Below are 10612 nucleotides of genomic sequence, written 5' to 3'. Positions count from 1 at the left end.
CGGGCGTACCTGTACTGCATCGGGTTTCGACTGGCGCTCTGGACACTGCCGACGACGCGGGTGCTCGCGCACGTGTTCGACCGCGTCGACGCCGTCCGCGGGGACCGTCAGGACGACGGCGCCGCAGTAGCTGCGATCTGCCACGCGGTGCGCGCATCGGGGCGCCGCCTCTGGAAGTCCACGTGTCTCGTGGAGGCGCTCGCTGCGCAGTCGCTGCTCGCACGGAACGGCGTGCATTCCACGTTGCGCGTCGGCATTGAAATGGAGGGCGAAGAGTTCGGTGCGCATGCGTGGGTCGAGGTAAACGGGCAGGTCGTCGTGGGCGGGCGTCGTGGGCGACCGTACCGGCTGTTGCCCGACTTTGCGCACCTGCTGCCGACACGATCCGGTGTTGCACCGAACGCAGCGCCGGTGTCCGAACAACGCTCCGCGACGCGCAACTAACCGCGCACGGCACGCATCGCGCGCGGCGTGCGCAGGACTTTGCCAGCGCCATTGTCGGTTCGACAATGGTGCCGTTTGCAGTTCGTCCCAGCCCCCTTGCACCCCCCAGAAATCGCCATTAACCTCTCGGCCGATCGGCGACACGCACCGCAGCAGGCGCTGTCGCCCATCGAGCTCGCTGCTCAGAGCAAAGCCGCCGAAAGGCGGTGGCGCAGAGTCACGGGGCTACCGCGGTCCGTCGCCAGCAGATGGTTTCGCCATCAGCACGGCAAAGAGGATCCGCCAGGCTCGCCGGGCCGCCAGCGTTGCTCTTTCACTCCGGAAAACGGAGCGGGAGACGCGCCGGCGGCCCGTTTCGTTGTTCCCCCAACAGGAGGTGTGCAGGCCTGGACCGTCACGGTCTGGCAGTGCCGCTGACCCAGGCGCACGCGACGAAACATGTCCGATCGGCTGCATCGGACGCTCTCGACAACGGCAAACCCGGAACGAAAGACGGGGGCGCAAAGCCACGAGGCTAAAGCGGCTGACAACCGCTATGCCAGTCGAGCTGCCGAAGGAGAAAAAAGATGAGGATTATTGCAGCCGCGCATCGCGGTCAGCCAGTGGTCGTACGCCGTTCAATCGCCGTTTTTGCTCTGCTCGCAGGAGTCGCCCTCGGCGCATGCGACTCTCCGCAGAGCGTGCTGGAGCCGGACCCCACACCGCAGAACCCGACGCCCCAGGACCCGACGCCGGAGAACCCGGGCGCGTGGGACAAGGTCCTCGAGAACGACACGATCAAGGGTGACGTCGTCGTGCCCGCCGGCGAGACGTGGCTGATCGGTCCGAACGTCTGGATCGAGGGCAACCTGCGTACCGATTCGGGAACGATCGCAATGCGTCCCGGCTCGAGCCTGCACTTCATCGGTGCAAATCCGGAGGAGTACATCGGCGGCGGCATGGGCTGGGATCCGAAGTATGCACGCGACATCGGAGTCTGGGTCGGCCGGGCGGGCGTCCTGGACATCCGGGGCACACCGAAGGTGGGCTGGAACCGCACGGGCAGTGATCCGTCGTGGTCCCCCAACGACGAGCTCTGGATCACGCCGACGGAGCGTGGTGACTACGCTCCGCGTCGCTGGTATCCTGGCGAGCCGATCCCGCAGATCGATCCGCGCGTCCCCGCGGCCGAAGTGATCAACGTCACGCGTGACATCCTCATCGAGGGACCTGCCCATATCCTGATCACGTCGAAGAAGCCGCAGCGTATCGAGTACGTGACGCTGCGGAACATGGGGATCACCAACCTCGCGCACGAGGGTCCTGTCATGGGCCGGTACGCGCTGCACCTGCACTATGCGCGCGACGGCTCGCGCGGCACGATCATCCGCGGTGTTGCCGCGGTCGAGAGTGGCGGCCGGGTGTTCGTGCCACACGAGTCGCACGGCATCACGATGATCGACAACGTCAGCGTGAACAGCCTGGGTGAGGCGTTCTGGTGGGACATCGGTGACCGGACCGACGATCTCACGGTGGACCGGCTGGCGGTCAGCGGCGTGCACGCGCACCGGTCCCTTACGGGCAAGATGTCCCGCAACGCGGCGGTCACGATGGGCGGCGGCTACAACATGGTCATGCGGAACAGCGTCGTGTCCGGTGCGCGCGGTACGAGCGGAGCGCACGGCTTCGAGTGGCCCTCTGGCGCCGACAACTACGGGCCGGCCGTCTGGGAGTTCAACGACGGCAACGTCGCGCACAACGTGGAGGGCTCCGGTGTCCGCCTGTGGTTCAACAAGGGTGAGAACCACGTCATCGAGAACCTGATCACGTACCGCAACGGCGCGGCGGGTATCGAGAACGGCGCGTACCGCAACTCGCACCGCTACATCAACACGCTGTCGGTCGATGACCGGATGGTGCAGCACTCGTCCTCGAACAAGCATGCTGTCGATGGCGGCCCGTCGCGCTTCGAGGGTGTCGAGGTCTACGCCGCGGACGGTGCCGCGCTCGCGTTCGGCGTGCTGAACCTGCCGCCGCTGCAGCCGACCGAATTCGTCGACTGCAAGCTCGAAGGCTCGCCGGGTTCGCCCGACGTGCTGTGGAACACCGAGAAGGCGGCCAATCCGCTGCAGATCGTCTTCCGGAACTGCGGCCTCACGCCCGACGACTTCATGGTCACGGGGTCGTTCCCGGCCGCGATCGAGGGAAGCCGCATCGTCATCGAGAACGGCAGCGACGCCTGGGAGATCACGCTCGACATGGCGGCCCGGTCCAAGGTCACGACGCGGATCGACTAGCCGCTGCAAGCCGGGAAACTCCGAAGGGGGCGCCGATGCCGGCGCCCCCTTTGTCGTGTCTGCGGCATCGATGATGCGGCCGGAGGCGGTGTGCTGCCGTGCCGGCGGACGGCACAGTCGCCCGAGCAGGAGCGCACGATGAACCCCATCCGATCCGCCTCCGTGATCCTCTGCCTGCTGCCCCTGGTTACGACGTCTGCCGGCGCGCTCACGCAGAACGCGCCCGTCCCCGGACATGCACCCCGCACACCGGAGCAGTGGGATCGTATCCTGGCCGACACGCTCATCGAGCACGATGTGGTCGTGCCCGGCCGTGAGCGCTGGCTGATCGGCCGCAACGTGCGGATCGCCGGTAACCTCCGTACCGATTCCGGCGTCATTGCCCTGCGCCCCGGCTCCACGCTCCGGTTCATCGGCGCCGACCCGGACGCGTACGTCGGCGGCGGCATGGGTTACGAGCCGCGCTTCAGCCGCGACATCGGACTCTGGATCGGACGCCAGGGCGTGCTCGACGTCCGGGGCACGCCGAAGAGCTCCTGGAACCGCACGGGCCGGGACCCGAGCTGGGAGGCGGACGACGAGTACTACATCACGCCCACCGCGCGTGACGACTACACCGTCCGCCGCTGGCATCCCGGGCAACCGATCCCGCGCGTCGATCCGCGTCTACCCTCCGCGGAGGTCATCAATGTCACGCGTGACATCGTCATCCGCGGGCCGGGGCACATCCACATCCACTCCGAGCTGCCGCAGCGCATCGAGTACGTCACGCTGCGCGAGCTGGGGATCAGCAACGCTGCGTCGGAGGGGCCGGTCGAGGGGCGCTATGCGCTCCATCTGCACCACGGCGGCAGTGGCACGACGGGTACGATCGTCCGTGGCGTCGCGGCCGTCGACAGCCGGGGCCGCGGTTTCGTGCCGCACGGCTCGCACGGCATCTCGTTCATCGACGTCGTCAGCGTCAACAGCTACGGCGAAGCATTCTGGTGGGACCTCGGTGATCGTACGGACAACGTCCTGGTCGACCGGCTAGCCGTCGCCGGTGTCGAAATGCCGCGCCGGGTCAGCGGCAGGACGAGCCGCTATGCTGCAGTGACCCTGGGGGGCGGCCTCGGCAACGTGATCCGCAACAGCGTCGCTGCGGGCGCGCGCGGCAGCGCCTCAGCGCACGGCTTCGAGTGGCCGTCACGGGCAGACAACAACGGCCTGGCCGTGTGGGAATTCAGCGAGGGGAACGTCGCGCACAACAACCGTGGCTCGGGGATCCGCCTGTGGTTCAACAACGGCGCGCCCCACGTCATCGTGAACGCGATCACGTACCGTCACGGCCATGCCGGCATCGAGAACGGTGCGTACAGCAATGCGCATCGCTACGTGAACACGTTCTCGTTCGAGGACCGCATCATCCAGCATGCGACGTCGCGTCACAGCTCCGTGGACGGCGGGCCCGCCCGCTTCCAGGGGATCCGCGTGGTCGCGCACTCCGGGCCTGCACTGGTCACGGGCCTGCTCCGGCTGCCGCCGACCAATCGCACGGAGTTCGTCGACTGTTCGCTCCAGGCCGGACCAGGTGCACCGAAGGTGCGTGTCACGACCGCGCAGGTGCGGAACCCATTCGTTGCGCTGTTCCGGAACTGCGGACTCCAGCCCGCGGATGTCGATGTCGTGTTGCCGTTCCCCGCAGCACTCGCCGGCACCAGCATCATCATCGAGAACGGCGACGGCGCCCGCTGGGAGATCACACTGGATGTCGCGAAGCAGCGCACAGTCGTGCACAAGCTCGACCCGGGACCGTCCACTGCTGCCCGTCCCTTGATGAACTGAGCGCGGACCTGTAGGGCACCCACAACAAGGGTGTTGCTCGACCCCGGCAAACCACCGCACAGGTCGTTGGCACGGGGCAGAAGAAGTGCGCGCCGGTGCGGGATTTCTGGCGATGCAGGTCGCATTGCACGGTACGGAAATTGACCCTTGCGCGCTGTTCAGGGCGGGCGGTGTCGTGAGTACCACGACGCGAGCACGCTCCCCCCTTCCAGGTCGAGCTCCGCATGCGACACAGCGGTCCGGTGCATGGACCGGGTGCCGCATGACGAATCGCTCGCCAGATGAACGGCCGATCCGCGTGAGACGAGTACTCCGGCAGGCTCTCGATCTGTTCGACAGCCGCGAGCGCCTGCGGCTGCTGACTCTGGTCGGAGCGATCCTGCTGATGGGCGTGGCGCAGATGCTGGGCGTCGCCTCGATCCTGCCCTTTCTCAGTGTTGTTGCCGATCCGGGCGTAGTGCACACGAACGAACGACTGAACTGGGTCTACGTGACGCTCGGCTTTGCGAGTGAGACGTCGTTTCTCTTCGCGCTCGGTGTGGCCGTCCTGCTCGTGATCGGGCTCAGCAACGGCATTGTCGCCGGTGCCACGTACATGATCACGCGCTTCACATGGGACAAGAACCATGCGCTCTCCGTGCAGATGCTGGAGCGGTACCTGGCCGAGCCCTACGAGTTCTTTCTCGGCCGGAACACGGCGAAGCTCAGCAAGAACATACTCGGCGAGGTGACGGCGGTCGTGAACGGTGTGCTGGTGCCGGGGCTGAAGCTGTTCGCGCAGTCGGTGCTGGCGACCATGATACTGGTGCTGCTGATCGCGCTGGACCCGCTGCTTGCCGCCGTGGCAGCGTTCGTCCTGGGAGGCATGTACGGGCTCATCTACCTGGTGATCCGTCGCAAGCAGCTCCGGCTCGGTCGGGAGCGGGTGAGCGCCGGCAGCGCGAGGTACAAGTCCTCGAGCGAGGCCCTGATCGGCATCAAGGACGTGAAGGTGCTGGGGTGCGAGGCGGAGTTCACGCGTCGCTTTTCCGCTGCATCGACGCGCTACACGACGACCCAGGCATCCAACGCGATCATCAGCGAGCTGCCGAAGTTTGCGCTGGAAACGGTCGCGTTCGGGGGTGTGCTCCTGATCGTGCTGTACGTGCTCGGCACGCGCGGCACTGTGGCCGAGCTGCTCCCGGTGATCGGCGTCTACGTGTTCGCCGCCTACCGCCTGATGCCTGCGCTGCAGACGATCTTCCAGTCCCTGGCAAAGATCCGCTTCCACGGGCCCGCGCTGGAGGTGCTGCACGACGACCTGTTCTCCTCGAAAAAGGCCCGCCCGACGACGGCCGTGGCGGAGCCGGTCGAGTTCCACCGCTCGATCGCATTTCGTGACGTGTCGTTCCGCTATCCCACGTCGGAGGGGTGGGTGCTGCGGCATGTCGACCTCGAGATCCCCAGGAACGCGATGGTCGGTTTCATCGGCAGCACGGGCGCCGGCAAGACGACGCTGGTCGACCTCCTGCTCGGCCTGCTGATTCCGCAGGAGGGCAGCATCTGCGTCGATGGCGAGCCGCTGACGGAGGGCAGGATCAGCTCCTGGCGCCGGCGAGTCGGGTACGTGCCGCAGCACATCTTCCTCACGGACGACTCCGTTGCCCGCAACATCGCGTTCGGTGTGCCGGATGCCGAGATCGACCTGGCCGCGGTCGAGCGGGCCGCGCGGATCGCGAACATCGACGAGTTCGTGAGCTCGCTCGCCTCGGGCTACGACACGGTGGTCGGCGATCGGGGTGTGCGGCTGAGCGGCGGGCAGCGGCAGCGCATCGGAATCGCCCGTGCACTGTACCGCGACCCGGACGTGCTGATCTTCGACGAGGCAACGAGCGCGCTCGACGGCATGACGGAGAGCGGGGTGATGGAGGCGATCGGCCGCCTTTCCAGGAAGAAGACGATCATCCTCGTCGCACACCGCCTTTCGACGCTCCGCGAGTGCGACACCGTTTTCATGTTCGACAGTGGTCGGCTGGTCGACAGCGGTGCGCTGCACGAGCTGGCCGCGCGCAACGGTCAGCTGCAGGAGATGGTGCGTCTTGCCGCCGTGGGCAACGGCACCGCCCGTGTTACGACTGCACCTTCGCTCGAGCCGGTGATCGAGGTCGGCTGAGCTTTCCCCGATACCGGAGCATTTCGGACCAGGATGCGCATTCTCATAGCTGCACGCAGCGGAAATCCCGTGATCGCAGAGCTTGCCGAGGCGCTGGCGCAGTCGGCAGGCGTGACGGATGTGGTCGTCAGCGAAGACGCGTTCTGGGACGCGACCGGTCCGGAGTTCGACGTGGTGCACCTTCACTGGCCGGAGGCGCTCCTCGGCTGGCGTCGTCCGGAGCCGGCGCAGCTGGACCGGCTGTCTGCGCGGCTCGCGTGGTGGCGCGAGCGCGCCGTACTCGTCGCGACCGTGCACAACATCGCGCCGCACATGCCCGCAGCACGCGACGCAACGGGGCGCGCCTATGAGCTGGTGTTCCGCGCCGTGCACGGCCTCATTCACATGGGCGCCGCTTCGGCCGCCGCAGTCGAGCAGCACTATCCGCACACGCGCGCACTCCCGGGTGTGATCATCCCGCACGCGAGGTACTCCTCCTTCCCCGCAGATCGGGATGCCGCATCCGCGCGTGCGTCGCTGCAGCTCGACGCAGGCGAGGCAGTGTTCCTGTGCTTCGGCCGCGTGCGGCGAACGGACGAGCTGCGCCTCGTGCGTGAAGCGTTCCGCGCGGCGGCAGTGCCCCAGGGCAGGCTGCTGATTGCGGGCAAGCTGGCCACCGGGATGTCCCGCGCGGAGCGGCTGCGCGTCACGACCGCGCTGGCGCTCGAGCGCCGGGCGCGGGCGTGCCTCCGCTTCGTGCCGGCGGGCGACGTGCAGCGGTTCTTCCTCGCGTCGGACGTGGTGGTCGTGCCCCGGCTTGAGGCGTTGAACTCCGGCAACGTGATCCTGGGTTTCGGGTTCGGTCGCGTGGTGGTCGGCCCGGACGCTGGCGTGGTGGGGGAGCTGCTGCGCAGCACGGACAACCCGGTGTTCACACCCGGGGATCCGGCCTCGCTCGCGAGAGCAATGCGGCGCGGGCTGGAGCTGAGCAGGCAGGGACAGGGCGAGCGCAACCGGGAGCATGCCGAGCGGGAGTGGGACGGGGCGCGCACGGCCGCGGCCCACGTCGCATTCTTCCGCGAGATGATGAGAAGCAGGAGGCCGACGGCGACGGAGTCGCAGGCCGCTGCCGCCTCACCGGCGTTCTCGGTGGTGATTCCCGCCTACAACCGTGCGCACCTGCTGCCGCGCGCAATCGGTAGCGTGCTCGCGCAGACGATGCCCGATCTCGAGCTGATCATCGTCGATGATGGCTCGACGGATGACACACGCGCGCTCGTGGAGGCGATCACTGATCCGCGAGTGCGCTACGTCCACCAGCAGAATGCCGGTGCCGCCGCAGCGCGCAATCACGGCGCGCGGCTGGCGCAGGGGACGTACATCACGTTCCTCGACAGCGACGACGAGGCGCGGCCGCACTGGCTCGCCACGTTGCGGACAGCCCTGGAGCAGGCCGGTGCCGACGTCGTCTGCTGCGGCCTGGAGAAGCACGGCGACGAGGCAGGGGTGCGAACCAGGGTGCCCGAGGACATGGGGCCGATGTTCGACCACGTGACCGGCCGCTTCACCAATGGCGGTGTGTTCGCCCTGCGCCGCTCGGTGTTCGAGGAGGTGGGCGGCTACGCAGACAGCCTGCGGTCGGGGCAGCACACCGAGCTGGCAATGCGGCTGATCCCTCTCGTGCGCCGCCGCGGCTACGTGCTCCACAGCATCCCGGACGCGCTGGTCCACGTGCACGTGCACGAAGGGCCGCGCATCCGCGGGAACCCCGAATCGATCTACCTCGGCAGCTCATACACGCTGCGTGCGCATCGCGACCTGTTCCGGAGGGACCCGACGCACCATGCGAAGTACCAGGCGATCGCGGGTGTCAATGCACTGCGGATCGGCAGGCTGCGCGATTCGCGCCGGCACTTCGTGCAGGCGGTGCTTGCCGATCCCGTGCGTCTCGAGCACTGGTCCCGGCTGCTGCTGTCGCTCGCACCATCGGCGGCGAAACGGCGCTGGGCGGGCGCGGCCGCGGACGCGAGCGACTCCTGATGGCGACGCTCACCCGCCCGTCCGCTCCGCCGGTGACACGCTCCGGCCAGTCGCGGCCACCGCGCGTGGCCCACCTGTGGCACGCATGGTCGCGGCACCGGCCGGTCATCCTCGCCTACCACGACGTCGTCGACCCGGACCGGTTTGCACAGCAGCTCGACTACCTCGCCGCCATGATGCACCCGGTCCGCGTGGAGGACGTGCTGCGCGCGTCGGCGCACGGCGCTCCACTGCCGCGCGGTGCCGTGCTCGTCACCTTCGACGACGGCGACGTCACGATCCACGAGCACGCGCTGCCGTTGCTGCGGGAGCGCGGGATCCCGGCTGTGGCATTCGTCGTGACCGAGCTGATCGGCACGGATCGGCCGGCGTGGTTCCAGGAAGTACGCGCGCTTGTCGGGGGCGGCGCGGTGCACCCGCGACTCGGGCGCATGGCGCCGGATGCCGCGGTGCGCACCCTGAAGCGCCTGCCGGACGACGAGCGGCGGCGCGTGCTCGACGAGCTGCGTGGAGCGCATGCACCGGTGGCGCGCACGCAGCTGTCGGTGGAGCAGCTCCGGGAACTCGAGGAAGGCGGAATCGAGATCGGCAGCCACACGCACTCGCACCCGTGCCTCGACCGGTGCAGTGACGACACCATCGAGTACGAGCTCACGCGTGCACACGCACTGCTCGAGACCTGGCTGGGCCGTGCACCGCGCGTGTTTGCATACCCGAACGGCAATGGCGACACGCGCGTGGACGCGCTGCTCGCGCGCATGGAATACGCCGCGGCATTCCTGTTCGATCACCGCATCGGCGTGTTCCCGCCAGCGAACATGTACGGCATCTCGCGTGTGCGCGTGAACTCGACCACCGCGCTGCGCCGGTTCCGCAACATCGTATCGGGGCTGCATCCCCTGATGCACCACTCGATCGGTCGCACGTGAGGCCGGCATGAGGCTGCTCTACCTGATCAACGGCCTGGGTGCCGGCGGCGCCGAGCGCTCACTGGCGGAGCTGCTGCCGCACATGCGGGCGGCCGGAATCGAGACCACCGTCGTGTGCCTGCGTCGGCGCGAGATCGGCGTCGAGTCCGAGGTACGGCTGACGGACTGCAGGGTGGAGGTGCTGGCGGGACGCACGCACCTGCAGCGGGCGCGCGAGCTTCGGCTCCTGCTGCGTGAGATCAGGCCGGACGTGGTGCATACGACGCTGTTCGACTCACACGTGGCAGGCCGGCTCGGTGCGGCGGGCACGGGCATCCCCGTGATCAGCAGCCTGGTCGGAACGCCGTACGTCGCATCGCGCGCACGCGACGAGCGACTGAGCCGCAAGGCATTCCGGTTCGTGCGGGAGATCGACGGCTGGACCGCGCGTCACCTGACGACGCACTTCCACGCGATCTCGCACGCGGTGCGGGACAGCTATGTGGCGGCGCTCGGCATCCGACCGGAGCGCATCACCGTGATCGAGCGGGGACGGGACACACACCGTCTCGGCGAGCCGTCCGAGGAGCGGCGGCTGCGGGTGCGGGCCATGCTCGGCATCGCAGCGGACCAGCCCGTGCTCATCAATGTGGGGCGGCAGGAGCATCCGAAGGGGCAGTGGACGCTGCTGCAGGCTGCGGCGAGCCTGCTGCCGCGCAATCCGGAGCTACGGGTGCTCATCGCGGGCCGCGAAGGACACATGACCCCTGCGCTGCGCAGCATGCACGCGCAGCTCGGGCTGAATGGCCATGTGGTGTTCCTGGGGCATCGCACCGATGTGCCGGACCTGCTCGCCGCCAGCGACATCTTCGTCTTTCCGTCGCTGCACGAAGGGCTCGGCGGTGCCGCGCTCGAGGCGATGGCGCTCGGCCTTCCGGTCGTGGCGTCCGACCTGCCCGCGCTGCGGGAGGTCGTCGAGCACGGGCGCA

At 68.2% G+C, this 10612-nt stretch carries 7 protein-coding genes and 2 riboswitches; all 7 genes read left to right on the top strand.

Features of this window, described 5'->3' with window-relative positions:
• Positions 1 to 444, top strand: a 444-nt coding sequence (locus VFU06_04980) for a lasso peptide biosynthesis B2 protein (protein HEU5208747.1), incomplete at its 5' end; no start/stop codon positions are given.
• A 176-nt stretch (positions 445 to 620) separates the two neighbouring features.
• A riboswitch (cyclic di-GMP riboswitch) is annotated at positions 621 to 748 on the top strand.
• A 159-nt stretch (positions 749 to 907) separates the two neighbouring features.
• Positions 908 to 999, top strand: a riboswitch (cyclic di-GMP riboswitch).
• A gap of 11 nt (positions 1000 to 1010) precedes the next feature.
• Entirely contained in the window at positions 1011 to 2720 is a 1710-nt protein-coding gene (locus VFU06_04975; GenBank protein HEU5208746.1) for a hypothetical protein, read from the top strand.
• A gap of 138 nt (positions 2721 to 2858) precedes the next feature.
• Positions 2859 to 4544, top strand: coding sequence for a hypothetical protein (locus VFU06_04970; protein HEU5208745.1), 1686 nt, complete (start codon positions 2859 to 2861; stop codon positions 4542 to 4544).
• Positions 4545 to 4842: 298 nt separating this feature from the next.
• A complete protein-coding gene (locus tag VFU06_04965; GenBank protein ID HEU5208744.1) occupies positions 4843 to 6696 on the top strand; it encodes an ABC transporter ATP-binding protein in 1854 nt (617 codons plus the stop codon).
• Positions 6697 to 6765: 69 nt separating this feature from the next.
• Positions 6766 to 8715 (top strand): glycosyltransferase, encoded by a 1950-nt coding sequence (locus VFU06_04960; protein HEU5208743.1) that lies wholly within the window; start codon positions 6766 to 6768, stop codon positions 8713 to 8715.
• Positions 8715 to 9644 carry a polysaccharide deacetylase family protein gene (locus VFU06_04955; protein ID HEU5208742.1) on the top strand — a complete coding sequence of 310 codons (930 nt, stop codon included), beginning with the start codon at positions 8715 to 8717 and terminating at the stop codon, positions 9642 to 9644. Before VFU06_04960 ends, VFU06_04955 begins: the two co-directional genes overlap by 1 nt.
• A 7-nt stretch (positions 9645 to 9651) precedes the next feature.
• The coding region (locus VFU06_04950; protein HEU5208741.1) for a glycosyltransferase family 4 protein at positions 9652 to 10612 on the top strand (961 nt) is incomplete at its 3' end.

The sequence above is a fragment of the Longimicrobiales bacterium genome, assembly GCA_035764935.1.
GTDB lineage: Bacteria > Gemmatimonadota > Gemmatimonadetes > Longimicrobiales > RSA9 > DASTYK01.
This window is presented reverse-complemented; position numbering and strand designations above follow the sequence as displayed.

Bases quoted from the DNA above. Each gene is read 5' to 3' on its own strand.
- VFU06_04975 (HEU5208746.1), top strand. From the start codon at position 1,011: ATGAGGATTATTGCAGCCGCGCATCGCGGTCAGCCAGTGGTCGTACGC.
- VFU06_04970 (HEU5208745.1), top strand. From the start codon at position 2,859: ATGAACCCCATCCGATCCGCCTCCGTGATCCTCTGCCTGCTGCCCCTG.
- VFU06_04955 (HEU5208742.1), top strand. From the start codon at position 8,715: ATGGCGACGCTCACCCGCCCGTCCGCTCCGCCGGTGACACGCTCCGGC.